General features: G+C 55.1%; 28 protein-coding genes, 1 tRNA gene and 1 other RNA gene. 14 read left to right on the forward strand and 16 right to left on the reverse strand.

Features of this window, described 5'->3' with window-relative positions; all coding sequences use genetic code 11:
• Nucleotide 1: 1 nt before the first annotated feature.
• A tRNA-Lys gene (locus ACETPC_RS22700) sits at nucleotides 2-77 on the forward strand.
• 31 nt (nucleotides 78-108) lie between these two features.
• A non-coding RNA gene (locus tag ACETPC_RS22705) (RtT sRNA) lies at nucleotides 109-233 on the forward strand.
• 336 nt (nucleotides 234-569) lie between these two features.
• Here ACETPC_RS22705 and ACETPC_RS22710 read toward each other — a convergent pair.
• Nucleotides 570-1,355, reverse strand: a complete 786-nt coding sequence (locus ACETPC_RS22710) for a hypothetical protein (protein WP_380184732.1) — start codon at nucleotides 1,353-1,355, stop codon at nucleotides 570-572.
• 886 nt (nucleotides 1,356-2,241) lie between these two features.
• On the opposite strand from ACETPC_RS22710, the gene ACETPC_RS22715 reads away from it, so the two are divergent.
• Nucleotides 2,242-2,592 (forward strand): FlxA-like family protein, encoded by a 351-nt coding sequence (locus tag ACETPC_RS22715; RefSeq protein WP_380184733.1) that lies wholly within the window; start codon nucleotides 2,242-2,244, stop codon nucleotides 2,590-2,592.
• Here the strand turns inward: ACETPC_RS22715 and ACETPC_RS22720 are convergent.
• Nucleotides 2,589-3,509, reverse strand: a complete 921-nt coding sequence (locus ACETPC_RS22720) for a LysR family transcriptional regulator (protein WP_380184734.1) — start codon at nucleotides 3,507-3,509, stop codon at nucleotides 2,589-2,591. The genes ACETPC_RS22715 and ACETPC_RS22720 overlap by 4 nt on opposite strands.
• Nucleotides 3,510-3,604: 95 nt before the next feature.
• Here ACETPC_RS22720 and ACETPC_RS22725 point away from each other — a divergent pair, with 95 nt between their 5' ends.
• A complete protein-coding gene (locus ACETPC_RS22725; RefSeq protein WP_380184735.1) occupies nucleotides 3,605-4,621 on the forward strand; it encodes a bile acid:sodium symporter family protein in 1,017 nt (338 codons plus the stop codon).
• A 27-nt stretch (nucleotides 4,622-4,648) separates the two neighbouring features.
• Here the strand turns inward: ACETPC_RS22725 and ACETPC_RS22730 are convergent, their stop codons facing one another.
• From ACETPC_RS22730 to zipA, 3 genes are all read right to left on the reverse strand, one after another.
• Nucleotides 4,649-4,864, reverse strand: a complete 216-nt coding sequence (locus ACETPC_RS22730) for a DUF3820 family protein (RefSeq protein ID WP_380184736.1) — start codon at nucleotides 4,862-4,864, stop codon at nucleotides 4,649-4,651.
• Nucleotides 4,865-6,883, reverse strand: a complete 2,019-nt coding sequence (gene ligA, locus ACETPC_RS22735; protein WP_380184737.1) for an NAD-dependent DNA ligase LigA — start codon at nucleotides 6,881-6,883, stop codon at nucleotides 4,865-4,867.
• 68 nt (nucleotides 6,884-6,951) lie between these two features.
• Nucleotides 6,952-7,947: a cell division protein ZipA gene (gene zipA / locus ACETPC_RS22740; RefSeq protein WP_380184738.1), complete on the reverse strand. Its 996-nt coding sequence runs from the start codon at nucleotides 7,945-7,947 to the stop codon at nucleotides 6,952-6,954.
• 220 nt (nucleotides 7,948-8,167) lie between these two features.
• Here zipA and cysZ point away from each other — a divergent pair, with 220 nt between their 5' ends.
• The 6 genes from cysZ (at nucleotide 8,168) to crr (ending at nucleotide 13,092) form a co-directional block, all read left to right on the forward strand.
• Nucleotides 8,168-8,929: a sulfate transporter CysZ gene (gene cysZ, locus ACETPC_RS22745; RefSeq protein ID WP_380184739.1), complete on the forward strand. Its 762-nt coding sequence runs from the start codon at nucleotides 8,168-8,170 to the stop codon at nucleotides 8,927-8,929.
• Between the two features lie 127 nt (nucleotides 8,930-9,056).
• Nucleotides 9,057-10,028, forward strand: coding sequence for a cysteine synthase A (gene cysK, locus ACETPC_RS22750; RefSeq protein WP_380184740.1), 972 nt, complete (start codon nucleotides 9,057-9,059; stop codon nucleotides 10,026-10,028).
• A 204-nt stretch (nucleotides 10,029-10,232) separates the two neighbouring features.
• Nucleotides 10,233-10,355, forward strand: a complete 123-nt coding sequence (locus ACETPC_RS22755; RefSeq protein WP_380184741.1) for a hypothetical protein — start codon at nucleotides 10,233-10,235, stop codon at nucleotides 10,353-10,355.
• Nucleotides 10,356-10,401: 46 nt separating this feature from the next.
• Nucleotides 10,402-10,659 (forward strand): phosphocarrier protein Hpr, encoded by a 258-nt coding sequence (gene ptsH / locus ACETPC_RS22760; protein ID WP_125289603.1) that lies wholly within the window; start codon nucleotides 10,402-10,404, stop codon nucleotides 10,657-10,659.
• Nucleotides 10,660-10,817: 158 nt separating this feature from the next.
• The gene (gene ptsI, locus ACETPC_RS22765; RefSeq protein WP_380184742.1) at nucleotides 10,818-12,545 is read left to right on the forward strand and encodes a phosphoenolpyruvate-protein phosphotransferase PtsI; all 1,728 of its coding nucleotides are present in this window, start codon (nucleotides 10,818-10,820) and stop codon (nucleotides 12,543-12,545) included.
• 43 nt (nucleotides 12,546-12,588) lie between these two features.
• Nucleotides 12,589-13,092: a PTS glucose transporter subunit IIA gene (gene crr, locus ACETPC_RS22770; protein WP_336144195.1), complete on the forward strand. Its 504-nt coding sequence runs from the start codon at nucleotides 12,589-12,591 to the stop codon at nucleotides 13,090-13,092.
• 50 nt (nucleotides 13,093-13,142) lie between these two features.
• Here crr and ACETPC_RS22775 read toward each other — a convergent pair whose 3' ends face one another.
• From ACETPC_RS22775 to ACETPC_RS22825, 11 genes are all read right to left on the reverse strand, one after another.
• On the reverse strand, nucleotides 13,143-13,826 hold the full coding sequence (locus tag ACETPC_RS22775) for a GntR family transcriptional regulator (protein WP_380184743.1): 684 nt from the start codon (nucleotides 13,824-13,826) through the stop codon (nucleotides 13,143-13,145).
• Nucleotides 13,827-13,883: 57 nt separating this feature from the next.
• On the reverse strand, nucleotides 13,884-15,233 hold the full coding sequence (locus tag ACETPC_RS22780) for an ATP-binding protein (protein WP_380184744.1): 1,350 nt from the start codon (nucleotides 15,231-15,233) through the stop codon (nucleotides 13,884-13,886).
• A complete protein-coding gene (locus ACETPC_RS22785; RefSeq protein ID WP_380184745.1) occupies nucleotides 15,230-15,910 on the reverse strand; it encodes a response regulator transcription factor in 681 nt (226 codons plus the stop codon). Before ACETPC_RS22785 ends, ACETPC_RS22780 begins: the two co-directional genes overlap by 4 nt.
• A 138-nt stretch (nucleotides 15,911-16,048) precedes the next feature.
• Nucleotides 16,049-16,939, reverse strand: a complete 891-nt coding sequence (gene cysM, locus ACETPC_RS22790) for a cysteine synthase CysM (RefSeq protein WP_380184746.1) — start codon at nucleotides 16,937-16,939, stop codon at nucleotides 16,049-16,051.
• 316 nt (nucleotides 16,940-17,255) lie between these two features.
• Nucleotides 17,256-18,350: a sulfate/thiosulfate ABC transporter ATP-binding protein CysA gene (cysA, locus tag ACETPC_RS22795; RefSeq protein ID WP_380184747.1), complete on the reverse strand. Its 1,095-nt coding sequence runs from the start codon at nucleotides 18,348-18,350 to the stop codon at nucleotides 17,256-17,258.
• Nucleotides 18,347-19,207, reverse strand: a complete 861-nt coding sequence (gene cysW, locus ACETPC_RS22800; protein ID WP_380184748.1) for a sulfate/thiosulfate ABC transporter permease CysW — start codon at nucleotides 19,205-19,207, stop codon at nucleotides 18,347-18,349. The genes cysA and cysW overlap by 4 nt, the downstream gene beginning before the upstream one ends.
• Nucleotides 19,207-20,040, reverse strand: coding sequence for a sulfate/thiosulfate ABC transporter permease CysT (gene cysT / locus ACETPC_RS22805; protein ID WP_380184749.1), 834 nt, complete (start codon nucleotides 20,038-20,040; stop codon nucleotides 19,207-19,209). Before cysT ends, cysW begins: the two co-directional genes overlap by 1 nt.
• Entirely contained in the window at nucleotides 20,040-21,056 is a 1,017-nt protein-coding gene (locus ACETPC_RS22810; protein WP_380184750.1) for a sulfate ABC transporter substrate-binding protein, read from the reverse strand. Before ACETPC_RS22810 ends, cysT begins: the two co-directional genes overlap by 1 nt.
• Nucleotides 21,057-21,251: 195 nt before the next feature.
• Nucleotides 21,252-21,863 carry an RpoE-regulated lipoprotein gene (locus ACETPC_RS22815; protein ID WP_380184751.1) on the reverse strand — a complete coding sequence of 204 codons (612 nt, stop codon included), beginning with the start codon at nucleotides 21,861-21,863 and terminating at the stop codon, nucleotides 21,252-21,254.
• A 90-nt stretch (nucleotides 21,864-21,953) separates the two neighbouring features.
• Nucleotides 21,954-22,406: a DUF2919 domain-containing protein gene (locus tag ACETPC_RS22820; RefSeq protein ID WP_380184752.1), complete on the reverse strand. Its 453-nt coding sequence runs from the start codon at nucleotides 22,404-22,406 to the stop codon at nucleotides 21,954-21,956.
• A gap of 17 nt (nucleotides 22,407-22,423) precedes the next feature.
• Complete coding sequence (locus ACETPC_RS22825) at nucleotides 22,424-22,849, reverse strand: GNAT family acetyltransferase (RefSeq protein ID WP_380184753.1); 426 nt, start codon at nucleotides 22,847-22,849, stop codon at nucleotides 22,424-22,426.
• 276 nt (nucleotides 22,850-23,125) lie between these two features.
• Between ACETPC_RS22825 and amiA the strand changes: the two genes are divergently transcribed.
• The 4 genes from amiA to ACETPC_RS22845 all read left to right on the forward strand — a co-directional run bounded on the left by amiA (nucleotide 23,126) and on the right by ACETPC_RS22845 (nucleotide 25,944).
• Nucleotides 23,126-23,989, forward strand: coding sequence for an N-acetylmuramoyl-L-alanine amidase AmiA (amiA, locus tag ACETPC_RS22830; RefSeq protein ID WP_380184754.1), 864 nt, complete (start codon nucleotides 23,126-23,128; stop codon nucleotides 23,987-23,989).
• 48 nt (nucleotides 23,990-24,037) lie between these two features.
• A complete protein-coding gene (gene hemF, locus ACETPC_RS22835) occupies nucleotides 24,038-24,946 on the forward strand; it encodes an oxygen-dependent coproporphyrinogen oxidase (RefSeq protein ID WP_380184755.1) in 909 nt (302 codons plus the stop codon).
• A 340-nt stretch (nucleotides 24,947-25,286) separates the two neighbouring features.
• Entirely contained in the window at nucleotides 25,287-25,478 is a 192-nt protein-coding gene (locus ACETPC_RS22840) for a hypothetical protein (RefSeq protein ID WP_380184756.1), read from the forward strand.
• Between the two features lie 268 nt (nucleotides 25,479-25,746).
• On the forward strand, nucleotides 25,747-25,944 hold the full coding sequence (locus ACETPC_RS22845) for a hypothetical protein (RefSeq protein WP_380184757.1): 198 nt from the start codon (nucleotides 25,747-25,749) through the stop codon (nucleotides 25,942-25,944).
• The last annotated feature ends 196 nt before the right edge of the window (nucleotides 25,945-26,140 follow it).

Here is a 26,140-nt window from a genome sequence, read left to right on the forward strand (position 1 = left end):
CGGGTCGTTAGCTCAGTTGGTAGAGCAGTTGACTTTTAATCAATTGGTCGCAGGTTCGAATCCTGCACGACCCACCAGTGTAGAAAGGCGCCCTAAAGGCGCCTTTTTGCTATGCGTAATGCGGGCAGGGTTCGAACCTGCAGCAGGTCGAGTCGACCAAAGGGAGACAGCGTTGCTGAAAGCAATGACCCGAAGGGCGAGGCTTTAGCCAGGTTATCCTGCACGACCCACCAGTGTAAAAAGGTTTGATGACAAACCCCAGGTCGCGTTTAAATCAGTGGCAGAGCAGCAGAGGCAGATCGGAACACGGACACGCCGTGAACACGGTCCCTGTGGGCTCGGTTGGCGCGTCCATGCGCCAAACGGTCCGCTTATCCGCTCAGCCTCTGCCGCTATCAAGCTGCAGAGTTGCTGTAAAAAAACAGTTGTTCACTCAAGCTTTTTTAGCTTTGTCAGCAGTCTGGAGGCGCCCTAAAGGCGCCTTTTTGCTATGCCACCACCTTAATCTACTGGCGGCGCGGCAAAAAAAAACCCAGAGCCTGGGCCCTGGGTTGTAGCTAATAAATTAGTTAGCTCAGCGAGCCACTAATTTCAGACAGCGCGCCGGTAATGGTGCTAACGATAACCGGCACAGCCGCGGCTGCAGAGTCTTCGTTAATATTGGCGATCTGACTGACTAAATCATTCTGCAGGAAATGCAGAATAGTCGACAGACCCGGCAGAATGTTATAGATATCCGCCGTAGAGCCGTTGGCAGAACCCACCAGGTCAACCAGCTTGGTTTTTTCCGCCAGCGTCGTCTGCAGATCCTGGAAAGTCTGCTGATTGCCAGCCAGCACGCTCTGCCATTTTTTCACCAGCTCCAGCGCTCCGGCCAGGCCAGACAAACCACCCAAAGCGCCCAGGCCGCTCAGCAGGCTATAGCTTTTCTGCGCTTTATCCAGAGAAGCCTGGTTGCCGGCAAGCGTACCCTGTAGCGAAGTAAGCTGTGAGGTCAGTCCGCTGATGGTGTTCTGCAGCAGATTGCCTGAACTTGCCACCGAATCCTTCAGCGGCGCGATGGTTTGAATAGCGCTGTCCACCGTCGCTGAAAAATTAGCCACGTTTTCTTTCAACAGATCGCTGTAGGTAGAAGGCTTTGTCGCATCTTCCGGCTTGATATTACTAAGCGCCTCAGTGGTAGAGGTGACAAATTCCTTGCCTTCGTTCTGCAGATTAGTCACAACAGAAGTGATCTGGGCCAGGGTATTTTGCAGCTGGGTGACAGAGCTGTCGCTGCCGCCGCTGGTTACTGATTTCAGCGCAGAGGTAATGGTGTTAAGAGACAAAATAGATTGCGTTAAAGTAGAAGACATAGGTAACTCCTCGATCATTATTAATTGAGATAAAAGTATTTAATTTTACGGTTCCGATTTGATAAACCGGCCCGGTTTGCAGGTGACGACAACTCCACTCAGGTCATATTTCTATACCATCATCTCCTCCCCATATTTATGTTTCTATTTGTCATAGCATCCGTTGCTAACAAGCAAGACTATGGCCTGCTAATTCCTTCCATTGAAAACCCCGGCACAGAAAAGCCCAAATAACACCGTCCCTTTAAAATATTATTTTCACGCCTGGTTATTAGCGTCACAAACAGGTAATCCCTGAAAAACAACAGCACTACTGACCTCGAGTTAAGGTATAACAATTCCCTTATAAATCAGTCAATTGCGTACGCATCCTATCGGATTTTCCTTAGGGTATTAAGACGGGGATATCAATAAAAAAGTATAAGAATCAATAACAAAAACCCAAAAGCACCTTATTTAAATAATTATTCTGTTTTACGGCGATTTTTATAAAAGAACAGGCTATTAGCAAATAATATGGTGAGGGTATTTTGATTAAAGTTCGGCGGCATCTTCAGGCACGAGGAAAGATGAGGTTTTAATAGTTACTATAAGGAATATTTACCCTGATAAAATAAAATCACTAAAACTGAGACTGAAGTAATATTTCTTATGTTATTTCATATTGAACTGACTTCTGTAGCGACCAGACGAGCGTAACTATAAATATGAAATATTGCGCAGAACCCGCTGTGAGTTTAACCGCTGTTCGGGCACGAATACTTATCCGTGCAGGGCTCTTCCCGCTTCGCTTTCGAATTCTTATCACTTCTTTTACGATTTGCGTGGTCAAGTCTCCTGATTTGCCTACCGATAACCGTATTGGTCTATTACAAAGGAGATAGCAATGACAACTATTACTACCAGTACAAACACTTCCATTGGTTCCGGCGGGTCGGGCAGCGCCTCTACTTCTAAAATCGCCTCATTGAATAAGCAGGTGGTTAGCCTGCAGAATCAGCTGAAAACGCTGGATAAGGACACTACGCTTACCGACGAGCAGAAAACGGAGCAGGAGCAGCTGATCAAAAACCAGATCCAGATGATTGAAGCGCAGATTGCCCAGCTTGAGCAGGCTCAGACGCAGAAAGCTCAGGATAAGCAGGAAACTAAGCAGGATTCTGCCTCGGCCTACAGCAAGGTCGCCGACGGCGTAAACCGTCCGACCGCGACCAACTCGCTTAACGTTTATATTTAAAACGCTGGCGCGAGTTCCCGTTGCTGCGTCAGCAGGGCTGCCTGCTGGCGCACTTCCTGCCAAATCGCTTCCGCTGCGGGCGTCAGCGAGCGGTTTTTCCGTCTGACCAGCATAATTGAGCGGTTAATTTCCGGCGTCATTCTTCTTACCATCAGCGGCCGTCCCTGCGGCAGCGGCAGCGCCAGCGCGGGTAAAATGCTGATGCCTATGCCCGCCTCCACCATCGGATAAAGCGTGGCCGGATGGCCTATCTCCTGCACTATTTCCGCCTGTACCTGCTGTAAACGCAGCGCTTCGTCGATCAGTACCCGGCTGCCTGAAGAGTAATCCTGCAGCACCAGCAGCCGCTGATTGAGCATCTGCCAGCGGATTGTCTGTTCGGCGGCCAGCGGATCGTCCTGACGACAGAGCAGCAAAAAAGGCTCGTCCAGAATTGCCTCGCACTCTAAATCCTCTACCTGAAGCGGCCCGATGGCGATGCCGAAATCTACTTCCGCATTGCGGATGCTTTGCAGCACCCATTGCTGTGGCCGATCGCGTAGCATGATTTTGATTTCGGGGTAATTTAACTGGCTGGCGGCCAGGCACTGCGGCATCAGATGCGCGGATATCGTCTGGCTGGCAGCCACCCTTACCGTGCCGCTGCGCTGGTGTCCATAGCTACGAACATCCAGCAGCGTGGTATTGAGCTCTTCCAGCAGACGTTCCAGACGGCTGGCTAACTGTACGCCCGCTTCGGTCAGGACTACCTCACGCGTGGTGCGATCGAGCAGACGGATGCCCATTTCGCTTTCCAGCTCTTTGATGCTGTGGCTGACCGCCGACTGGCTGAGGCCGATCATTTGTCCCGCCTGGCTAAAGCTGCCCTGCTGCGTAACGGCGACAAAAACGCGCAGCTGTCTGAGGGTGTAATTCATCTATTCGGCTCATATATGAATTCAATAAATCAATTTTATTTCTAAACCCGGCTGACGCACAATAGCGCCATGATTTTTTTAACGAGGCGTTAACAATGCGTTTTCTCCGGCTTGACCCTATGATGGTTAAACTGATTATCACCGTGCTGCTGGCGACGTTTTTGCCCGCGCGGGGCCACTTTGTTTCTTTCTTTGAATGGCTGACCACCGCCGCTATCGCGCTGCTGTTTTTTATGCACGGTGCCAAACTGTCGCGTGAAAAAATTATTGCGGGCGGCGGCCACTGGCGGCTGCATTTATGGGTAATGATCAGTACCTTTGTGATCTTCCCTATTCTTGGCCTGCTGTTTGTCTGGTGGCATCCGCTGCCGGTCAGCGTGGAAATCTATACCGGCTTTCTTTATCTCTGCATTCTGCCCGCTACCGTTCAATCCGCTATTGCGCTGACTTCGCTGGCAGGCGGCAACGTGGCGGCGGCAGTCTGCAGCGCTTCGGCTTCCAGCCTGCTGGGCGTGTTTATTTCTCCGCTGCTGGTCGGGCTGGTGATGAATGTGCATAACGATGCTGCCAGCGGTAGCCTGTCGCAGATCGGCAGTATTATGCTGCAATTGCTGGTACCCTTTGTGCTGGGCCATATTTCGCGCCGCTGGATTGCGGAGTGGGTGGAGAAACATCGCGGGCTGATTGGCAAAACGGATCAGGCTTCGATTCTGCTGGTTGTTTACTCTGCCTTTAGCGAAGCCGTAGTTAATGGTATCTGGCATCGCGTTGGCGCGCTTACCCTGCTCTATATTCTGATCGGTAGCCTTGGCATTCTATTTGTGGCGCTGGCGATTAATCTGCTGGCAGCCCGCCTGTTTGGTTTTAATCGCGCGGATGAGATAACCATTCTGTTTTGCGGCTCGAAAAAGAGCCTGGCGAACGGCGTGCCGATGGCGAACATTCTGTTTCCTTCCGCCGCCGTGGGGATTATCGTGCTGCCGCTGATGATCTTCCATCAGGTGCAGCTGATGGTTTGCTCAATGCTGGCGCAGCGCTATAAAAAGGCGGGCGAAAAACAGGCGGAGAGCCAGAAGAAAACCGGCAAGGCGGTTATTGAATCGCAGAAATAGAGTACGGGGGAACAGCTCCCCCTTTATTCAGGGTTTTTTCAGCGGCTTAATCAGCCCTTCCAGGCCTTCGATTTTTATCGCCAGCGTCATTTGCAGCAGCTCGCCCAGGTGGCCCGCCGGGAATTCGCCCTTGCGGGCGAACCACAGCAGGTAAGGCTCTGGCAAATCGATTAGCGAACGCCCTTTGTATTTCCCAAAGGGCATTTCGGTATTGGCTATTTCGATCAGGTGTTCTTTTTCCATTTATTCACCCAGCAGTCGAATCATCTCCGCTTCGTCAATGACCGCAATGCCCAGCTCCTGCGCCTTCGCCAGCTTGGAACCGGCGGCCTCGCCTGCTATGACCAAATCGGTTTTTTTCGAGACGCTGCCGCTTACTTTCGCGCCCAGCGCGGCAAGCTTGTCTTTGGCTTCGTCCCGCGATAGCTGCGTCAGCGAACCTGTAAGCACTACGGTTTTTCCGGCAAAGGGACTGTCGATCTCTTCCGGCTTCACTACAGCAACCGCTGGCCAGCTGATACCAGCATCTTCCACCAGCTGACGGATAACCTCACGGTTGCTCTCCTCGTCCATGAAATTGCGCACATGGGCGGCTACCACCTTACCTACGTCCTGTACAGCAATCAACGCCTCCAGATCGGCGTTCATGATGCTTTCCAGCGAGCCAAAATGCGCGGCCAGATTGGCTGCCGTCGCCTCGCCTACTTCGCTGATACCCAGCGAATAGAGAAAACGGGCCAGCGTGGTGTGCTTTGATTTTTCCAGCGCGTCCACTACGTTTTGCGCCGATTTCGGCCCCATACGATCCAGGCCGGTCAGCTTGCCTGCCGTCAGCCTGTAGAGATCGGCTGGCGTTTTGACATACTCTTTTTCTACAAGCTGGTCGATGATTTTATCGCCCATGCCGTCTACGTCCATCGCGCGGCGGGAGACAAAGTGCTTTAGTGCGCCTTTGCGCTGCGCGCCGCAGATCAGACCGCCGGTACAGCGCGCCACTACTTCGCCTTCCACTCGCTCTACGTCTGAGCCGCAAACCGGACAGTGCGTAGGGAAAACGACCTCTCGGGCGTTTTCCGGCCGTTCGGCTTCAATAACGCCAACGACCTGCGGGATAACATCGCCCGCGCGGCGGATTATTACCCGGTCACCGATGCGTAAACCCAAACGGTCGATTTCATCCGCATTATGCAGCGTAGCGTTGCTGACCATCACGCCTGCAACCTGTACAGGCTCCAGCCTGGCTACCGGCGTAATCGCGCCTGTACGGCCAACCTGAAACTCAACGTCGCGCACGTGCGTCATCTGCTCCTGCGCGGGGAATTTGAAAGCTATTGCCCAGCGCGGCGCGCGTGCCACAAAGCCCAGCTGCTCCTGGAGATCCAGCGAGTCGACTTTGATGACCACGCCATCGATATCGAAGCCCAAAGTGGCGCGGTCTTGTTCGACCTTACGGTAAAAGGCCAGCACCTCTTCTGGCGTATGGCACAGGCGCACGCGATCGCTGACCGGCAGGCCCCAGGCTTTAAACTGTTCAAGACGGCCCAAATGGCTACGCGGCATCTCGCCGCCTTCCAGCAGGCCCAGGCCATAGCAAAAGAAGGTCAGCGGGCGCTTAGCGGTAATACGGGGATCCAACTGACGCAGCGAACCCGCCGCCGCATTGCGCGGATTGGCGAAAACCTTGCTGCCGGTGCGGCGCGCCTCTTCGTTCAGCGCCTCGAAGCCCGACTGCGGCATAAAGACTTCGCCCCGCACCTCTACGCGCGCCGGAATATTATCGCCATGCAGCCGTAACGGGATGGCGCGGATAGTACGAACGTTTGAAGTAATATTTTCGCCCGTAGTGCCGTCGCCGCGCGTGGCTGCTCTTACCAGCAGGCCATTTTCATACAGCAGGCTGACCGCCAGGCCATCCAGCTTTAGCTCGCAGCAGAAGGTGATTTCATCAACGCTTTTTAGTCTGTCCTGCACTCGCTTGTTAAACGCCAGGTAGCTCTCTTCATCGAAAGCGTTGTCCAGCGAGAGCATAGGGATTTCGTGCCGCACCTGCTCAAATGCGCTTAACGGCGCGGCGCCTACGCGCTGGGTAGGCGAATCGGGCGTGGCCAGTTCGGGATGTTCGGCTTCCAGCTTGCGCAGCTCGCCCATCAGGCGATCGTATTCGGCGTCCGGCACCACCGGCTCGTCCAGCACGTGATATTGGTATTCATAATGGCGAAGCGTGGTTTGCAGCGCGATAATTTTGTCTTGTACGGATTCCATAGCGGCACCATAGAGATAAAAAACCCCCGGCTGGCGGGGGTTTTGTAGAAAAGAGGGTGGAGCTTAACTCAGGCGTTCGCCTCAATAACGTCACGAATGCGGTTTTTATAGCTCTCCAGCTTCTGCGGCGTCATCATGCGGCGTTCATCATCCAGCACCACGCCGCCGACATCGTCAGCGATGCGCTGGGCGGACTGCAGCATCAGCTTGAAGTTCTGATTCGCGTCGCCATAGGAAGGCACCATCATAAAGATAGAGACGCCAGGCGTGGAGAAATCCGTCATTTCGTCAGGATTGAACGAGCCGGGCTTCACCATGTTCGCCAGGCTGAAGAGCACCGGGCCGCTGCCCGCCGGGCTGAGATGACGATGGAAGATGTTCATTTCGCCAAACTGGAAGCCTGCCTGCAGCACGCCCTGTAGCAGCGCCTCGCCGTTCAGCATGCCGCCAGCGTGCGCGCTAACGTGCAGCACCAGCACCGTTTCTTTGGGTTTCTCCTGCGGCGCTACCGGACGCTCTGGCTGAGGTTCCGGCTGCGGCTCAGGGGCTGGCTCAGGTTCCGGCGCAGGCTGTGGGTCAACCTGCTGCGGCTGTACTGGCGAAGGCTGCTGCGGCACGGGCTGCTGAACCTGAGGCGCGCGCGGCGCTTCCGGCTCTCTGCGGCCTACGGGCGCATGCGGCTCGTCGTCATAGTCGGCTTCCTGTGGCAGATCGCCACCGAACAGCGGATCCAGCTCGGGAGATTCCTCTACGTGGGGCTGATGACGAACGGGTTCAGGCTGGGCGCGCGGCTTCACCGGGCGCGGCGGCGCCTGCTCTTCGAAGCTGCCGACCACCGGCTCCTCTTCTGCCTTGCGCGTGCGCGGCGTTTTGGCGCGCGGCGCTTCCTCGTCGCTATCGACGTCGTTAAAAGCTTCTTCTCTATCCTGTTTTAAACGTTTGTGAGGACGATCGCGAAAAACGGATGAGCGCTCTTTACGGCTGGTCCAGAAGCCGTGAAGCAGTAGCGCTATTATAGCGATCGCGCCAACAACGATTAATATCAGACGCAAATCCTGCATCATTGTATTCTCTGTTGTTCCAATACCTTGCCACCGCGGCAAACTTTATCCCTTAACTGTATTTGCCCCGCTGCACAAGTGCAAGTCCGTGCAGTATTTTCTGACAAATAAGCGTAAAACGACAAGCTTATTTGCTGTTTTTTCGCGCAAATCTCTTCTGACCCGCGCAAAGTGCTGAGTTATGATAGCCGCGCTCAGGTCGCTAAATTAAGGAAAGCAGAACATGGCTACTCACCGTACTGGCGCTTCCGGCAACGGAATCCACTATTTTACCGCTGGCTGGCAGCTGATCCGGCTGCCCGGCATCCGCCGCTTTGTGATCGTGCCTCTGGTACTCAATTTTTTGCTGATGGGCGGCGCTTTTATCTGGCTGTTTTTTCAGTTAGGCCATTGGCTGCCTGAGCTGATGGCTTACGTGCCTGACTGGCTACAGTGGCTGAACTATATCTTCTGGCCGTTGACGGTTATTTTTATCCTGCTGGTGTTCAGCTATTTCTTTTCAACGATCGCTAACTGGATAGCCGCGCCTTTTTGTGGGCTGCTGGCCGAGCAGCTTGAGGCAAAACTTACCGGCAAGCCCATGCCTGACAGCGGCTGGATGGGCATGGTGAAAGATATGCCGCGTATTATGAAGCGCGAGTGGCAAAAGCTGGCCTGGTATCTGCCGCGCGCGCTGGTCTTGCTGCTGCTTTATTTCGTTCCCGGCTTCGGCCAGACGGTTGCGCCCGTGCTGTGGTTTTTATTCAGCGCCTGGATGCTCTCTATCCAGTACTGCGACTACCCTTTCGACAACCATAAAGTGAGCTTCCGGCAGATGCGCACGGCGCTGAAGCAGCATAAAACGGATGTGATGCAGTTCGGCGCGCTGGTCAGCCTGTTTACGATGATCCCAATCCTGAATCTGGCAATTATGCCGGTGGCGGTTTGCGGGGCCACCGCCATGTGGGTTGACCGCTACCGTGGCTCGCTGGGGCTGGTGAAATAGGGCTTATGCCTTTTGCTTAACCCTTATTGCTGCAAAACATATGTATATACTATTTCTTCACTTCCTTGAAAAAGTGAACCGGGTATGCTGTGACCGTTCACATTTTTCATACAGTTAAGGACGGGTTATGAGTAAGATCTATGAAGACAATTCGTTAACAATCGGTCATACGCCTCTGGTTCGCCTGAACCGCATTGGTAACGGACGCATTCTGGCCAAAGTCGAGTCCCGTAACCCGAGCTTCAGCATCAAATGCCGCATCGGCGCGAACATGATTTGGGACGCGGAAAAGCGCGGCATTCTGAAACCCGGCGTTGAGCTGGTCGAGCCGACCAGCGGCAACACCGGTATTGCCCTGGCCTATGTAGCCGCCGCGCGTGGCTATAAGCTGACGCTGACCATGCCCGAAACCATGAGCGTAGAGCGTCGCAAGCTGCTGAAAGCGCTGGGCGCGAATTTGATCCTGACCGAAGGCGCCAAAGGCATGAAGGGCGCTATCGCTAAAGCAGAAGAGATTGTCGCGGGCAACCCGGACAAGTTTGTACTGCTGCAGCAGTTCAGCAACCCGGCCAACCCGGAAATTCATGAAAAAACCACCGGCCCGGAAATCTGGGAAGATACCGACGGCGCGGTTGACGTATTTATCGCGGGCGTAGGCACAGGCGGTACGCTGACTGGCGTCAGCCGCTATATCAAAAACACCAAAGGTAAAAAAGATCTTATCTCGGTAGCCGTAGAGCCAACGGATTCCCCGGTTATCGCCCAGGCGCTGGCTGGCGAAGAGATCAAACCTGGCCCGCATAAAATCCAGGGCATCGGCGCTGGCTTTATTCCGGGCAACCTGGATCTGAATCTGGTTGACCGCGTGGTAGCGATCACCAATGAAGAGTCTATTTCCACGGCGCGTCGCCTGATGGAAGAAGAAGGCATCCTGGCTGGTATCTCTTCCGGCGCTGCCGTTGCCGCCGCGCTGAAACTGCAGGAAGATGAAGCTTTCGCCAACAAGAATATCGTGGTGATCCTGCCCTCTTCCGGCGAACGCTATTTGAGTACCGCCCTGTTTGCCGATCTCTTTACCGAGAAAGAACTGCAGCAGTAGGCTAAAAACTGTCTGAAAAAGCACCCATAAGGGTGCTTTTTTGTGGAGCGCGTCAAACTTTTACCACCTTCCACATTGCTTTTACCCGCCCGGGTCTGGTATCTAAGCAACCAATTATTTCACACCTCAAAATTAATCGCCGCGCGAATTGCCCTTAGCTGAATCGATTTACCGATTTGGCGCGATTGCCCAAAGCACGGCATAATGAGGATGGTAAAAGCGCAGCCGGTAGCCGGTTTCGATCGCGCGCTATCTGTCTCTTTTCAGCGCGTTTCCACAGGCAAGCCTGCGCAAGAGATTCAGGCCAAAGTTCCGCCGCCAGGCTAGACTTTGGATACGACTAAACCAAATAAATTTAAGTTGGGGAAACAACATGTTCCAGCAAGAAGTTACCATCACCGCGCCAAATGGCCTGCACACTCGTCCTGCCGCTCAGTTTGTTAAAGAAGCCAAGGCGTTCGTCTCTGAAATCACCGTGACCTCTAACGGCAAATCCGCCAGCGCTAAAAGCCTGTTCAAGCTGCAGACGCTGGGCCTGACTCAGGGCACCGTGGTAACGCTTTCCGCAGAAGGCGAAGACGAGCAGAAAGCCGTTGAGCACCTGGTCAAACTGATGGCCGAACTCGAATAAGCGTTAGCTTTATCTACGCGACCGCCACTTTACTGCAACATTCTTGATCGCGGACAGCATGTCCGCGTTGTTGTTTTCATACAGTAGAGCGTCGGTCAACTGCGGGTGGCCGCCGGGTTTCTCGCTCGCGATAATCAGTTATTAAAAAAGGTAGGGTTATGATTTCAGGTATTTTAGCATCACCGGGTATCGCTTTTGGCAAAGCGCTTCTGCTGAAAGAAGATGAGATTGTCATTAACCGGAAAAAAATTACTACCGACCAGGTTGAGCAGGAAGTTCAGCGTTTTCTCGAAGGCCGCAGCAAAGCCGCCGCGCAGCTTGAAGCGATCAAAACCAAAGCCGGAGAAACCTTTGGTGAAGAGAAAGAGGCCATCTTCGAAGGCCATATCATGCTGCTGGAAGACGAAGAGCTTGAGCAGGAAATCATAGCCCTGATTAAAGACGAGCTGGCCTCTGCGGACGCGGCGGTGTACTCGGTGATCGAAGGCCAGGCCAAAGCGCTGGAAGAACTGGACGACGAATACCTGAAAGAGCGTGCGGCGGACGTGCGCGACATCGGCAAACGCCTGCTGCAGAACATCCTGGGCCTGCATATCGTCGATCTCAGCGCCATCGCGGAAGAGGTCCTGCTGGTCGCCAAAGACCTGACGCCTTCTGAAACCGCGCAGCTGAACCTGAATAAGGTACTGGGCTTTATCACTGACCTGGGCGGCCGCACTTCCCATACTTCAATCATGGCGCGCTCGCTGGAGCTGCCGGCTATCGTCGGTACCGGCGATGTTACTTCCCAGGTGAAGAATGGCGATTATCTGATTCTGGACGGCGTAAACAACCATATTTATGTTAATCCAACGCCGGAGCAGATCGACGAATTAAAAGCTATCCATAATCAGTATGTGACTGAAAAGAACGATTTGGCCAAGCTGAAAGATCTGCCAGCCATCACGCTTGACGGCCATCAGGTGGAAGTTTGCGCCAATATCGGCACCGTACGTGACGTAGCGGGCGCAGAGCGCAACGGCGCGGAAGGCGTGGGCCTGTACCGTACCGAGTTCCTGTTTATGGATCGCGACTCGCTGCCAAGCGAAGAAGAGCAGTTCCAGGCCTACAAAGCCGTGGCGGAAGCAATGGGCGCTCAGGCGGTTATCGTGCGCACCATGGATATCGGCGGCGATAAAGACCTGCCGTATATGAACCTGCCGAAAGAAGACAACCCTTTCCTGGGCTGGCGCGCGATCCGTATCGCGATGGATCGTCCGGAAATCCTGCACGCCCAGCTGCGCGCCATTCTGCGCGCCTCGGCCTTCGGCAAACTGCGCATCATGTTCCCAATGGTAATTTCCGTTGAAGAAGTTCGCGCGCTGAAAGCAGAGCTGGAAACGCTAAAAGCGCAGCTGCGCGCGGAAGGCAAAGCCTTCGACGAGAAGATCGAAGCAGGCATCATGGTGGAAACACCGGCTTCAGCCGCCATTGCGCACCACCTGGCAAAAGAGGTAGATTTCTTTAGTATCGGTACCAACGACCTGACCCAGTACACGCTGGCGGTGGATCGCGGTAACGATTTAATTTCGCATTTGTATAATCCAATGACCCCTTCCGTGCTGACGCTGATCAAGCAAGTTATTGATGCTTCTCATGCTGAAGGGAAATGGACAGGGATGTGTGGCGAGCTGGCGGGCGATGAACGTGCTACACTACTGTTACTGGGAATGGGGCTGGACGAATTCAGCATGAGTGCCATTTCTATCCCGCGCATCAAAAAAATTATTCGTAATACGAATTTTGAAGATGCTAAGGCGTTAGCAGAACAGGCTCTGGCTCAACCCACAGCGGAAGAGTTAATGAATCTGGTCAACAAGTTCATTGAAGAAAAAACACTCTGCTGAGATCCAGAAGCGCTGGCCAAATATTACTGCTTAGGAGAAGATCATGGGTTTGTTTTCAAAACTTTTTGGCGATAAGTCAGACACCGCATCTGGCGCCATTGAGATCGTAGCACCGCTATCCGGGGAAATCGTTAATATCGAAGATGTGCCGGACGTGGTGTTCGCGGAGAAAATTGTTGGCGACGGTATCGCTATCAAACCTGCCGGCAATAAGATGGTGGCGCCTGTGGACGGCACCATTGGTAAAATCTTCGAAACCAATCATGCATTTTCCATTGAATCGGACAGCGGCATTGAGCTGTTCGTTCACTTCGGGATTGATACCGTTGAACTGAAGGGTGAAGGCTTTAAGCGTATCGCTGAAGAAGGCCAGAAGGTGAAGAAAGGTGACGTCGTCATCGAGTTTGATTTGCCTCTGCTGGAAGAAAAAGCGAAATCCACGCTGACGCCGGTAGTGATTTCCAATATGGATGAGATCAAAGAGCTGGTGAAACTGACGGGTAGCGTTACCGTTGGCGAAACCCCGGTGATCCGCATCAAAAAGTAAGCTGCCGCGTAAAGATAAAGGCCGCCAGAGCAATCGGGCGGCCTTTTTTTTCAGGCCAGCGCCTCCCACAGGCTGGGCGTCTCCGGCTCTTCATCCAGCGCCAGCTGCTGCTCCATTTCGTCCATATGATGCGCCATCAGCCGCTGTGCGCTGTCGATATCCCCTTCCTGTAGCGCGGCGACGATCGAGCTGTGCTGTTCACAGTGGCAGCTGGGGTTTTCATTGCGTTGATAGAGCGCGACAATCAGCGAGCTGCGCACCGTGAGATTGGCAAGGATTTCGCTGAGTACCCGGTTATCGCTGATTTTAGCCAGCAGCAGATGAAACTGCGTGAGCTGCCGCACGATCTCCAGCCGATTGCTGTTGGCGATAGCTTCTTTTTCTGCCAGGCGCTGTTTGGCCAGCTCCTGCTGATGACGCTGCATGTTCTCTGGCGTGATAGCGGCGATAATTGCGCTCTCTACCGCACGGCGTGCGGTAAAGACCTCTCGAGCTTCGCGCGCCTCCGGTTTGGCGACCATAGCGCCACGATGCGGCTCTATGGTTACGATATGCTGCATCGCCAGGCGCTGAAGCGCGCTTTGCACATGATTACGGTTCGCGTCCAGCACTTCGACCACCTGAGTTTCAATCAGCCGTGTGCCTGGCTTAAGCCGATGCTGAGCGATCGCATTAGATATTGCATCGACGATACGCTGCACTTCCTGTTGCTTACTGGGTGCTGCTTTATTCATCTTTTACCTCATAAATATGAATAAAACGTTTCAGGCAATAATAACATCCTTATTAAGCTAAACCACCCAGTGTGGCAATTTGATGGTGAGTTCCAGCCCGCCATTTTTGCCGTTGACCGCGCTGACCTCGCCCTGGTGAGCAAGGATAACCTTGCGCACGATAGACAGCCCCAGCCCGTAGCCTTTGCCGGAAAGCGGTGAATTAACCCGCACAAAGGGGTCGAAAATACTGGAAAGCTTGTCGGCATCCACGCCCGGCCCCTGGTCGCTAACGTTAATTGTCAGCCAGCCGCTTTCCTGATGCAGAGAGATTTTAACCTGTTGTCCCTGGACGGAGAAACGCAGTGCGTTACGCACCACGTTTTCCACCGCTGAACGGATCAGCTTGGCGTCGCCTTTTACCGTATAGTCGCTGTTCTGGTCGGCATAAAGCAGGATTTCCACGCCGGGCACCTGAGCTTCGTAGCGTGCATCATTGGCTACCGCTTCCAGCAGGCCCAGCAGATCAAAATATTGTTCGTCCGGCACGCTCAGGTGCTCGGCACGCGACAGCGTCAGCAGCTCGCCGATCATTTTATCCAGCCGACGGGCCTCTTCGTCGATTCTGTCCAGCGACTGCCCTACCGATTCCGGCGTCTGCCGTGCCAGCCCGGTAGCCAGCTGAAGGCGCGCCAGCGGCGAGCGCAGTTCGTGAGAGACATCGTGCAGCAGCTCTTCGCGCGCTCTGACCAGCACCGCCAGGCGTTCGATCATCGCATCAAAATCCTGCGCCACCACCGACAGCTCGTCGTGACGGCGGCGCATTTTAGGAAAGAGCCGTACGGAAAGATCGCCTTTGGAGACGCGATCGAAACCTTCGCGCAGCTGGCGCATCGGCCGCGTCAGGTTCCAGGCGAGGAACAGGCTGAACAGCAGGCCGCCGCCACCGGCCATAAACAGCATCGGCTCCGGGATGTTCAGGAAACTCCGGTGGCCGCCGGTCATATTGCTGTCTTCACGCAGCGCCTGTACGTCGTAGCGCAGCTGGTATTGCCTGCCATCGGCGCCGGTTACCCATTCGATAACTTCTTTAGGAAATTCGCCGGGACGCAAATCGCGATTGAGATCGCCGCGCGGCAGCTCCTGCGGCGGCCTTTTCATTAGCTGCACGGAGAAGAAGCGGCGATCGTTATCCGACCAGTCCGCCATCATATCGTTGAGCGCCTCCATGCCGCCGCGCTGCAGTACCGAAACCGCCGAGGTCATCTGCAAATTAACGATGCGCCTTGCGGCAAGGTTTTCCGGCGGCTCGCGGTGCTTGCCGTAAACGGAGAAGCTTAGCCAGAGCAGCTGGCTCATGATCAGGAAGGTCAGCCAGAAGCCCAGCAGGATTTTCCAGAACAGCAGCCCGCGAAAACCCGCCCTCATCGGATGCGATAGCCTATGCTGCGCACGGTCTCAATGGTGATCGCATCGTTGGTTAAGGCAGAAAGCTTCTGGCGGATGTTGCTGATATGCACGTCCACGCTACGGTCGTAGGCTTCGCGCGGGCGGCCCAGCCCTTTTTCCGACAGCTCATCTTTGGAAACCACGCGATCCGGCGAGCGCAGCAGCAGATCCAGCAGGTTAAATTCTGAAGCGGTTAAGTCAAACGGCTGTTTTTGCCATTCGCTGATACGCGTTGCCGGGTTAAGGGTCAGCGCCCCCCAGCTGGCCACTTCTTTATTCTCTACTATTACCGGCTGTTCCTCGACCCGGCGCAGCACTGCACGCAGTCTGGCAACCAGCTCGCGCGGGTAGCAGGGTTTGGGCATATAGTCGTCGGCGCCCATTTCCAGGCCGATTACGCGATCGATGTTGTCGCCTTTCGCGGTGAGCATAATTACCGGCAGGCGGCCGCTCTGCCGTACCTGACGCAGCACGTCGATGCCGCTCATATCCGGCAGCATAATATCCAGGATCATCGCGCTGTAGTCGCCCGACAGCGCCCCTTCGATACCTGCTTTGCCGCTCAGCACCAGGGTGGCGTCGAACCCTTCGGCAATCAGATACTGGCTGAGCATGGTGCCCAGCTCCAGATCGTCATCAACCAGTAAAATTTTCATGCGTCATCTCTCTGTAGACCAGGCGCTATTTTCACCTGTTGCTCAAAGAATAGCAGCAGGTTTTACCCAATCCTTACAGTGTAACCGCGAGTGAGAGGCTGAAAAGAAAAGAATAAAGCGGCCCGAAAAATCGGCGCGCTAAAGAGGCGAATTGTGTACGCCGGTAGAAAGGTATCTGTCGCCACGATCGCAAATTATCGCCACGATGATGCTGCCGGGCTGCTCATGGGAGATACGCAGCGCGCCAGCCACCGCGCCGCCGGAACTGACGCCGCAAAAGATGCCTTCGCGACGGGCCAGCAGGCGCATGGTTTCCTCGGCCTCCAGCTGGGTCATATCCAGGATGCGGTCGATAAGTTCAGGACGATAGATGCCGGGAAGATAGGCTTCCGGCCAGCGGCGAATGCCGGGAATGCTGTTGCCTTCCGCAGGCTGCAGGCCAACGATTTGCACGCTCGTGCTCTGCTCTTTCAAAAAACGGCCCACGCCGGTAATGGTTCCGGTCGTCCCCATGCTGGAGACGAAGTGCGTCAGGCGTCCGGCGCTCTGCCGCCAGATTTCCGGGCCGGTGCCAGCGTAATGGCCCAGCGGATTATCGGGATTATTGAACTGGTCGAGGACTTTGCCTTCACCGCGCGCTTCCATTTCGCGGGCCAGATCGCGCGCGCCTTCCATGCCCAGCTCACGGCTGACTAAAATTAATTCAGCGCCATAGGCTCGCATAGCTGCCTGGCGCTCCATGCTCATATTGTCCGGCATCAGTAGCTTCAGACGGTAGCCTTTCATCGCCGCAATCATCGCCAGCGCGATACCGGTGTTACCGCTGGTCGCCTCAATTAGCCGATCGCCAGCCCGAATTTCGCCACGGAGTTCCGCTTGCTGGATCATCGACAGCGCAGCACGATCTTTCACCGAGCCGCCGGGATTATTGCCCTCCAGCTTTAGCCAGATTTCACTGCCGTTGTCCGGCGTCAGCCGCTGAAGTTTAATCAGTGGCGTATTGCCGATGGTTTGTTCGAGCGTGGTCAAGTTGCGTTTCCTGAAAGAGGCCTTAGCACCATAAAAAAGGCCAGGCAAGCCTGACCCCAGACTGCTGACAAAGTTAAAAAAGCTCGGACGAGCCTCTGTTTTTTGCAGCAATACGGCAGCTTAATAGCGGCAGAGGCTGAGCGGATAAGCGGACCGTTTTCGCGCATGGACGCGCGAAACGAGCCCCCATGGACGGGTCTACGGCGTGTCCGTGTTCCGATCTGCCTCTGCTGCTCTTTCACAGATTTAAACGCGACCTGGGGTTTGTCATCAACCTCAGATCGGGCAAGCCTGACCCGTATCGCGGTAGAAAATATCAGGCGCTCTGCGCAAAGGCAACCTGCCGCAGCGGCGTATCGCCTTTATAGAGCCGCGCATGCTGCAAGCCAACAAAAAGCCGCTCGCCGCGAATCGGCGCTGTCTGCTCGCCTTCCATCACCACGGTGATCGGTTCATGATGCTGACCCCAGCCCGTTGGCTGCGCTACCAGCTGCCAGTAGTGCCCGCGCGGGCTGACTTCCAGTACCTGCACCGGCAGCGGCGTTTCCAGGCTGCTCTGACGGCTGACGTCAATTTCCCACGGACGCAGGAAAAGCTCGACTTCGCCCTGATGCGCCGGAGTATAGCCCAGCGGCCAGTGATGGGCGCCAACGTGGAACTGCGAACCATGCACGGCGGCATCGAAGCGGTTGACCTCGCCGAGGAATTCCAGCACGAAACGGGTTGCCGGTTCGCGCCAGACTTCTTCCGGCGCGCCAGCCTGCTCGATATTGCCCTGGCTCATTACCACGACGCGATCGGCAACCTCCATCGCTTCTTCCTGATCGTGCGTTACAAAGACGCTGGTAAATTTCAGCTCTTCATGCAGCTGACGCAGCCAGCGGCGCAGCTCTTTACGCACCTGCGCATCCAGTGCGCCAAAAGGTTCATCCAGCAGCAGGATTTGCGGATCGACTGCCAGCGCGCGAGCCAGCGCCACGCGCTGCTTCTGGCCGCCGGAAAGCTGCGCGGGAAAACGTCCTGCCAGATGGCCAAGCTGCACCATTTCCAGCAGGCGCGTAACTTTCTCTTTGATCGCCGCTGCAGAAGGCCGCTCACGGCGCGGCAGCACGGTCAGACCAAAAGCGATGTTGTCGAATACCGTCATATGGCGGAACAGCGCATAATGCTGGAACACGAAGCCGACGCGGCGGTCGCGGGCGTGCAGCTGCGTGACATCGTTGCCGTGAAAGCTCAGGCGGCCGCTGTTCTGGCTTTCCAGCCCGGCAATAATGCGCAGCAGCGTGGTTTTACCGGAACCGGACGGCCCCAGCAGCGCCACCATCTGACCAGAAGGGATATCCAGCGAGATATCGTTCAGCACCTTCGTCCGGCCAAAGGATTTGTTGATGTTACTGATTTCAATGCTCATTGTTCCCCCTCCTGATGCGCGCGGCGTTCTAAACGCCATTGCAGCGCGCTTTTCACAAACAGCGTGACTATCGCCATCAGGGTCAGCAGCGCGGCGGCGGTAAAGGCGCCAACGGTGTTGTAATCCTGATGCAGTAATTCTACCTGTAGCGGCAGCGTATAGGTTTCGCCGCGAATCGATCCCGATACCACCGAGACCGCACCAAATTCACCAATCGCGCGAGCGTTGGTTAAAACCAGACCGTACAGCAGCGCCCAGCGGATATTCGGCAGCGTTACGCGCCAGAACATTTTCCAGCCGGAAGCGCCCAGCAGTACCGCCGCTTCATCTTCGTTGCTACCCTGGCTCAGCATTACCGGCACCAGCTCGCGCACCACAAATGGACAGGTGACGAAAATGGTGACCATGGCCATGCCGGGCCAGGAGAACATTAGCTGGATGTTATGCTCATCCAGCCAGCCGCCTGCCGGGCCGTTCACGCCCCAGAACAGCAGATACATCAGCCCCGCCACCACCGGCGATACGGCAAAAGGAATATCGAACAGCGTCAGCAGCAGCTGGCGGCCCGGAAAAGTAAAGCGCGTAACCAGCCAGGCCAGCAGCGTGCCGAACACCAGGTTGACCGGCACGGTGATCAGCGCCATTAAAATAGTCAGCCAGATAGAGTGCAGCATATCGCCATCTTTCAGGTTGCTGAACATCGCCACCACGCCATCGGAAAAGGCGCTGGCGAAGATGGCGATTAATGGCACTACCAGCAGGCCGAGCGAAATAATCATGCCCGTGCCAATTAGCAGCCATTTGCCCCAGCTAGCGCGGCTGCGCCCCACGCCGTTCAGTTGGGTGATATCAGCCATTAGTGACCTCCAAGACGACGGCCAAAGCGGCTCTGTAAGGTGTTAATCGCGAACAGCAGCAGCAGCGAGGCCGCCAGGATCACCGAGGCGATGGCGCTGGCCGCCGGATAATCGAACTCCTGCAGACGGACAAAAATCATCAGCGAGGTGACTTCGGTTTTCCAGGCAATATTGCCCGCGATAAAGATCACCGCGCCGAACTCGCCCAGGCTACGGGTGAAAGAGAGCGCCGTACCGGCCAGCAGCGCCGGGCCAACTTCCGGCAGCACCACGCGGCGAAAGCTCTGAAACGGCGTTGCGCCCAGGGTTTCGGCTGCTTCTTCATATTCCGGGCCAAGCTCTTCCAGCACCGGCTGCACCGTACGCACCACAAAAGGGATACTGGTGAATGCCATCGCTACGGCAATGCCGATCCAGGTGTAGGAGACCTTGATATCGAACTGTGCCAGCCACTGGCCGTACCAGCCGTTAACGGAGAAAAGCCCCGCCAGCGTCAGGCCCGCCACCGCTGTCGGCAGCGCAAACGGCAGATCCATCAGGCCATCCAGCAGCGCGCGTCCCGGAAAACGGTAGCGGGTCAGGATCCAGGCCATCAGCATGCCGAAAAAGGCGTTGAACAGCGAGGCAACGCCCGCCGCCAGCAGCGTTACTTTATAGGCGGCGACCATCTGAGGGTTGGTCACCACTTCCCAGTACTGCGCCAGCGTCATTTTAGAGAGCTGCATCAACAGCGCGCTGATCGGCAGCAGCAGAATTAAACAGGTAAAAAACAGACTGCTTCCCAGGCTTAAACCAAAGCCGGGCAGCACGCGCTTACTTTTCATGGCAAACATTACTGACGTCCCGCTGCTAACAACTTATCCAGCTCGCCACCGCTGGCGAACTGCGTGTTCATAACCTGCTCCCAACTGCCGAAAACCTGCTCCACGCGGAACAAATCGACGGCCGGGAAGCGCGCTTTCTGCTGCGCCATCAGCTCAGGATTATTTACGCGGTAATAATACTGGGTGATGATTTTCTGCGCCTCAGGCGTATAGAGATAGTTCAGATAGGCTTTGGCGGCTTTTTCCGTCTGGTTAGCCGCTACGTTTTTGTCAATCCACGCTACCGGAAACTCTGCCAGCACGTTGCTGTGCGGCACTACCACTTCGAATTCCTGCTGCGGATACTGATTGCGAATGGTGTTTACTTCCGATTCGAAGCTGATCAGCACATCGCCCAGACCGCGATCGACAAAAGTGGTGGTCGCGCCGCGTCCGCCGGTATCGAAGACCTCGACGTTCTTGAGAAACTGCGTCATAAAGCGTTCTGTTTCCGCTTTATTGTGTCCGTCCGCTTTATCCGCTGCGCCCCAGGCTGCCAGATAAGTATAACGCCCGTTGCCGGAGGTTTTCGGATTAGGGAAAACCAGCTTCACGTCGTTTTTGACCAGATCGCGCCAGTCGTGGATTTTCTTTGGATTGCCCTTACGCACCAAAAAAGCCATGGTGGAGTAAAAAGGCGAGCTGTTGTTGGGCAGACGCTGCTGCCAGTCTGCCGGGATCAGGTTGCCGCGATCGTGCAGGATTTGCACATCGGTTAGCTGGTTATAGGTGACGACATCGGCTTTCAGCCCCTGCAAAATAGCCAGCGCCTGTTTGGAAGAACCGGCATGCGACTGCCTGATGGTAAGTTTGTCGCCGGGGTTCTGCTGCGCCCAGCGCTGTTCAAAAGGCGCGTTCAGGGCGGCAAAAAGCTCGCGTGAGACATCATAAGAGCTGTTAAGCAGCTCTGTTGCCTGGGCTGAGCCGGCCAGCAGCAGCAGCGCGGCGCCGCTGAAGATTTTTTTTAATGTGGTCATGCTGTTCATCCCGGAAAGATGGCCCGGCCCACGGCCTGAGATGCTTCAGTTTATTTATAACCACACGAAAAGCAGTAACTGTTTTATATACCGTTTGGTGATTTGGAAGTTTAAAAAGCTATAAGCGCGCGGCAGAGCTTATGCGGCAGGCGGAAATAGCAGGTATGGCGGCTGCCTCATGGAGCGAGGTCAGCCGCGACAGAGCTAGCGCCGCCAGATAATCTGGCTGACCGTCCATTTTTTCAGCGTATCGTCCGAAGGCAGCAGCCCTTCCGGCCCGTGCCATTCGCCGGTAAAGACGTAGCTGATATGCTGGCTGTCCGGCGCTTTGCACTCTACGCCGTCGCTGCCCGAAGCCTTCTGGCATGAACCAAAGGCGCGGCTATAAAGATCGCTGAAAGGCGTGCCGATTTTTACGCCTGCAGCCGCTTTGATATCGCTATCCATGACTTTAACCTGGCTCACTTTAGTGTCGCCCTGGATTTCCAGCTTCACTTCTTTCCCGTCCAGCGCCTGGAAGAAAGTAATCACGCTGCCGTTTTCGCCGCGCATCCCTTTACGCAACTGATAATCGCCGTTCAGCGCATCGCCGATTGCCTGCTCGTTCATGGCGGTCGTGCCGTTCAGGCCGCCGACGCCCTGCTCGCTAACCTCGATGGAAGAACCAAACCAGTGCCAGGGCGCCAGGCTTGACCATGAGTAAGTGAGCGGATTCCACCAGGTGGCGCCGCTGCTGGCCGGGGCTGAAGCGCCGGAGCTGGCGCAGCCAGCCAGCATGACGGCGGCGGCGAGAGCTAAAGGACGAAGGGTTTTCATGAAGACTCCTGACAAAAAAGAGATGCGGCACCGCTCCAGGGTTTACGGCAGCCTCAAAGAGAGGTTGGAGTACGGATCCACAGAAAAGTTTTATCCGGCATTCAGCTCGGGAATAAAGCAGTCGCGCAGGCGCGCGCTAAAGCTGAACCAGCCAAGCGCCAGCAGATCGAAACCCGTAAACAAAATCATCCACGGCGAGAGTTCTTCTTCGCCCAGCCAGAGACTGGCGAACTGCACGCAAAGCATGGCGGCCAGCGACAGGCAGAGTACCCAGCGCCACGCCTGCCAGAGGCGCGGCAGACGCTGCCGGTAACCGGTCAGCAGCAGCCCGAGCGCCGCAGGCACGCCCAGCGCGATGCCTGTCCAGAAAGCTCGGATATCGGGATAAAAAAGCTCCAGCAGCGCCGTGCCCTGTTGCCGGGAAGCGCCAGCCATAATAAACAGCAGCCAGGTGCGGGCCTGCAGCAGCAGCACGCCCCAGAAAGCCAGCGGCAGTTTTAGCTGGCCTTTGGCGTCATAGTCGTCGGGAGTATAAAAATTCATGCGGACCGGCAGATTGCTCAATATTCGCGATCTTCTATCAGGCGCTTGCCGAGCAGCACGCTGTCCTGCATTTCGTAATCCAGCTTCTCGTAGAAACCCAGCACCGCGTCATTTTCTTCCCGCACCATCACGTTGATTTTTGGACAGCCGCGCGCGATCAGCTTTTTTTCCAGCCGGTTGATCAGCGCATTAGCAAAGCCCCTGCCCTGATAATCAGGATGGACGCCCAGGTAATAGGCCGAACCGCGATGGCCATCGTAGCCGCCCATTAAAGTACCGACTACGGAGCCGCCTACAACAGCAACCAGAAACAGGTCGGGATCGTGGTTGAGCTTGCGCTCGATGTCCATTTCCGGATCGTTCCACGGCCGCAGCAGGTCGCAGCGCTCCCACAATGTAATAACTTCTTCGAAATCGTCCTGGCTAAATACGCGAATTTCCATAGCGTTGCCCCAGAGGTTAACCATAATTCGCTGATTATCGCGGATTCTTTCGCTGGCGCAAGCATCCGCCGCGATAATTGCGTGAAAACGCTGCTGAAGCAGCCTTTATGCTCAGCTTCTCTGCGAGCGGACTGGCCTGGAGAGCGCACAGGCAGGGAAAAAGCCGTGCCGTTAGCGAGCTGCAATAAAAAGTAAACTGTTGAAATAGTTCCCGTCTCGCGGCCGCCTGATTGTTACGATATAACAGTAGGCACTTTGCGCCCTGAGGATGTTGTAATGAAAAAATTTGGCTCCATGACTCCGCTGACCTCCCGCCGCCAGCTGCTGCTTTCTGGCCTGGCGCTGGCGCTGTTGGCAAATAAACCCGCCAGGGCGAAAGAAGCGCCGCTGACGACGCCTCGCAGCAAACCACATGCGTCAGTGCCTAAAACTAACGGCAAGAAGCTGGTGATGATCGATCCCGGCCACGGCGGCATAGATTCCGGCGCAGTGGGCGAAGAAGGCTCGGAAGAGAAACACGTGGTGTTGGAGATCGCCGGCTATATTCGCCAGATGCTGAGCGATCATCCGCATATAGAAGCGAAGCTGACGCGCGAAAGCGATCACTTTATCCCGCTGGGCGAACGTGTCGAAATCGCTCATCGTCATGGCGCGGATCTTTTTATGTCGATTCACGCCGACGGTTTTACCAGCCCGGCAGCCAACGGCGCGTCGGTTTTTGCTCTTTCCAACCGGGGTGCAAGTAGCCGCATGGCACGCTATTTATCCCAGCGAGAGAACGCTGCCGATGAGGTGGGCGGCGTGAAGGTGGCGCAAAAGGATCGCTATCTGCAACAGGTGCTGTTCGATCTGGTGCAGACAGATACCATTAAAAATAGTCTGACGTTGGGCAAGCACGTGCTTAACCAGATCCGGCCCGTGCATCATTTACACAGCCAGCATACCGAGCAGGCCGCTTTTGCCGTTTTAAAATCGCCTTCTATTCCTTCGGTGCTGGTGGAAACCTCGTTTATTACTAATCCAGCCGAAGAGCGTTTGTTGGGCACTACCGCTTTTCGGCGTAAAATTGCCAGCGCCATAGTCAGCGGCGTTATCAGTTATTTTAATGAGTTCGACGCCAACAACCGGCGCCCCAGCTAAGGTATTTTGGCGTATACTTCGCGCGTCATTTTACTGTCAGGCAAAACTATGAATAAACCCGATATCGCCCAGGTAAAGCAGTTTCTGCTTCATTTACAGGACACGATTTGCCAGCAGCTGGCGCAGGCCGACGGTCAGGCGCAGTTTGCGGAAGATAGCTGGACGCGCGAAGCTGGCGGCGGCGGCAGAAGCCGCGTGTTGCGTAACGGCGCGGTGTTCGAACAGGCCGGCGTGAATTTTTCGCATGTGCATGGCGACCAGATGCCCGCTTCCGCTACCGCGCATCGGCCCGAGCTGGCTGGCCGCAGTTTTGAAGCAATGGGCGTATCGCTGGTCATCCATCCGGAAAATCCCTATGTGCCCACCAGCCACGCCAACGTGCGCTTTTTTATTGCCGAAAAGCCGGGCGCGGATCCGGTATGGTGGTTCGGTGGCGGCTTTGATATGACGCCCTACTACGGCTTTGAGGAAGACGCGGTGCACTGGCACCAGACCGCCGCCGATCTTTGCCAGCCTTTTGGCGAAGAGGTTTATCCGCGCTATAAAAAGTGGTGCGACGACTATTTCTTTATCAAGCACCGCAACGAACAGCGCGGCATCGGCGGCCTGTTTTTTGATGATTTGAATACGCCGGATTTCGACCACTGTTTCCGCTTTACCCAGGCGGTTGGCGAAGGCTTCCTGAAAGCTTATGTGCCGGTGGTCGAGCGCCGTAAAGCGCTGCCGTGGGGCGAGCGCGAGCGCCAGTTCCAGCTTTACCGTCGCGGCCGCTATGTGGAGTTTAACCTGGTGTGGGATCGCGGCACGCTGTTCGGCCTGCAAACCGGCGGCCGCACCGAGTCTATTCTGATGTCGATGCCGCCGCTGGTGCGCTGGGAATATGACTATCAGCCGCAGCCCGGCACGCCGGAAGCCGCCCTTTATACTGATTTCCTGCCGGTTAAGGCGTGGATTTAATCACCTCAGCCGCTATGCGAGACCGCTCCAAAACTTAAGCTCTACTGCTGTTACTTGCTCTCAGCCTGTCATACTCTGACAGGCCTGAACCTGTTTGTACTGAGTGAGGCAGAAATGGACTTATGGAATCAACCTCTGGCAATTGACGTCGATGCGAAACTGCTCACCGATATTATGTCAGACATTATGAAAACAGATTTAGACCAGCATGAAGCGCCGACAAAGCCCGGCGGCCACACGCCTGTTTATGCTTATCCTGGAATAACGAGGCACCTGTAAATATACCTATGCTCACTCATTGGTTACAGTTTATACTGCACGAGTAATTAAAGGTGGACCTATGCACAAGTTCCAACCCCAGGCCTCAACTGAAGTTGATGAAGCAATGCAGCTTCTGCGCCATGCGCCTGCCACTACGCTGGATGGCAAAACCGAACATGAGCGTATGGCTCAGCTCTACAAAGCCATGGTAGGCGAAGAAATGCCGGAAGGATTCTCAGAGCATGAAGCCGGTTACTATCGCTTCGGTTAAGGTAAGCAGTTCCTTTGGCGCTGCCAGTGATTACTTCGGTTATTCTCGCCAGGACAAGATAAAGCTTTTCTATCCGGTTCACAGCATAGCTGAGCACTGGCGTGCACAAGGTTACGTCGAAATATTTGACGATGACAGATATCAAGATTAGGCGAGGGCTAAAGATTCAAACTCTGTGTATGCCTCCTCGCCTTACTATGTTGGGCTTTTCCATGTTCATGTATTCAGTTCGACTTACGATCCCATGATCATCATAAGTTTTGAACCTGTGAAGGTGGAAGATGAATCTATTACGCATTGTGTAATTATTCACACGCTTATTTCCCATAAACGTATGTTTGGTGAGTTTGGGCGTGAAAAAGCAGATCCAGCTGCGATGCGTATATTACGTGAAGATGTGCGTCAAAAAGTTGAAGAATTTCATCAACAAAAAATCCGTTATCCTGCGCTGAGAGCTGACAATTAGCTTTGCCAGGAAAAAACCGTGTTAAAAAGCCCCCCGGCTTCTCCCGCCGTTAAACACTAGCCGCCACCCTGGCGGTACGGGCGTTTTTTTACGCGCGCCCGTGCCGGCAAAATGTGGCAACCCGTGCTGTTATCCGCCGCCATGCTAAAGAAGTGCTACACTTTCGGGTGCGGCATTTTATGCGCCAGACCCCGTT

It is taken from the genome of Pantoea sp. sgz302252, assembly GCF_042610525.1.
Taxonomy (GTDB): domain Bacteria; phylum Pseudomonadota; class Gammaproteobacteria; order Enterobacterales; family Enterobacteriaceae; genus Erwinia.

What these genes read in the sequence shown, in the direction of transcription:
- ACETPC_RS22710 (WP_380184732.1), bottom strand. Translation starts at nt 1,355, where the DNA reads ATGTCTTCTACTTTAACGCAATCTATTTTGTCTCTTAACACCATTACC.
- ACETPC_RS22715 (WP_380184733.1), top strand. Translation starts at nt 2,242, where the DNA reads ATGACAACTATTACTACCAGTACAAACACTTCCATTGGTTCCGGCGGG.
- ACETPC_RS22720 (WP_380184734.1), bottom strand. Translation starts at nt 3,509, where the DNA reads ATGAATTACACCCTCAGACAGCTGCGCGTTTTTGTCGCCGTTACGCAG.
- ACETPC_RS22725 (WP_380184735.1), top strand. Translation starts at nt 3,605, where the DNA reads ATGCGTTTTCTCCGGCTTGACCCTATGATGGTTAAACTGATTATCACC.
- ACETPC_RS22730 (WP_380184736.1), bottom strand. Translation starts at nt 4,864, where the DNA reads ATGGAAAAAGAACACCTGATCGAAATAGCCAATACCGAAATGCCCTTT.
- ligA (WP_380184737.1), bottom strand. Translation starts at nt 6,883, where the DNA reads ATGGAATCCGTACAAGACAAAATTATCGCGCTGCAAACCACGCTTCGC.
- zipA (WP_380184738.1), bottom strand. Translation starts at nt 7,947, where the DNA reads ATGATGCAGGATTTGCGTCTGATATTAATCGTTGTTGGCGCGATCGCT.
- cysZ (WP_380184739.1), top strand. Translation starts at nt 8,168, where the DNA reads ATGGCTACTCACCGTACTGGCGCTTCCGGCAACGGAATCCACTATTTT.
- cysK (WP_380184740.1), top strand. Translation starts at nt 9,057, where the DNA reads ATGAGTAAGATCTATGAAGACAATTCGTTAACAATCGGTCATACGCCT.
- ACETPC_RS22755 (WP_380184741.1), top strand. Translation starts at nt 10,233, where the DNA reads ATGAGGATGGTAAAAGCGCAGCCGGTAGCCGGTTTCGATCGCGCGCTA.
- ptsH (WP_125289603.1), top strand. Translation starts at nt 10,402, where the DNA reads ATGTTCCAGCAAGAAGTTACCATCACCGCGCCAAATGGCCTGCACACT.
- ptsI (WP_380184742.1), top strand. Translation starts at nt 10,818, where the DNA reads ATGATTTCAGGTATTTTAGCATCACCGGGTATCGCTTTTGGCAAAGCG.
- crr (WP_336144195.1), top strand. Translation starts at nt 12,589, where the DNA reads ATGGGTTTGTTTTCAAAACTTTTTGGCGATAAGTCAGACACCGCATCT.
- ACETPC_RS22775 (WP_380184743.1), bottom strand. Translation starts at nt 13,826, where the DNA reads ATGAATAAAGCAGCACCCAGTAAGCAACAGGAAGTGCAGCGTATCGTC.
- ACETPC_RS22780 (WP_380184744.1), bottom strand. Translation starts at nt 15,233, where the DNA reads ATGAGGGCGGGTTTTCGCGGGCTGCTGTTCTGGAAAATCCTGCTGGGC.
- ACETPC_RS22785 (WP_380184745.1), bottom strand. Translation starts at nt 15,910, where the DNA reads ATGAAAATTTTACTGGTTGATGACGATCTGGAGCTGGGCACCATGCTC.
- cysA (WP_380184747.1), bottom strand. Translation starts at nt 18,350, where the DNA reads ATGAGCATTGAAATCAGTAACATCAACAAATCCTTTGGCCGGACGAAG.
- cysW (WP_380184748.1), bottom strand. Translation starts at nt 19,207, where the DNA reads ATGGCTGATATCACCCAACTGAACGGCGTGGGGCGCAGCCGCGCTAGC.
- cysT (WP_380184749.1), bottom strand. Translation starts at nt 20,040, where the DNA reads ATGTTTGCCATGAAAAGTAAGCGCGTGCTGCCCGGCTTTGGTTTAAGC.
- ACETPC_RS22810 (WP_380184750.1), bottom strand. Translation starts at nt 21,056, where the DNA reads ATGAACAGCATGACCACATTAAAAAAAATCTTCAGCGGCGCCGCGCTG.
- ACETPC_RS22815 (WP_380184751.1), bottom strand. Translation starts at nt 21,863, where the DNA reads ATGAAAACCCTTCGTCCTTTAGCTCTCGCCGCCGCCGTCATGCTGGCT.
- ACETPC_RS22820 (WP_380184752.1), bottom strand. Translation starts at nt 22,406, where the DNA reads ATGAATTTTTATACTCCCGACGACTATGACGCCAAAGGCCAGCTAAAA.
- ACETPC_RS22825 (WP_380184753.1), bottom strand. Translation starts at nt 22,849, where the DNA reads ATGGAAATTCGCGTATTTAGCCAGGACGATTTCGAAGAAGTTATTACA.
- amiA (WP_380184754.1), top strand. Translation starts at nt 23,126, where the DNA reads ATGAAAAAATTTGGCTCCATGACTCCGCTGACCTCCCGCCGCCAGCTG.
- hemF (WP_380184755.1), top strand. Translation starts at nt 24,038, where the DNA reads ATGAATAAACCCGATATCGCCCAGGTAAAGCAGTTTCTGCTTCATTTA.
- ACETPC_RS22840 (WP_380184756.1), top strand. Translation starts at nt 25,287, where the DNA reads ATGCACAAGTTCCAACCCCAGGCCTCAACTGAAGTTGATGAAGCAATG.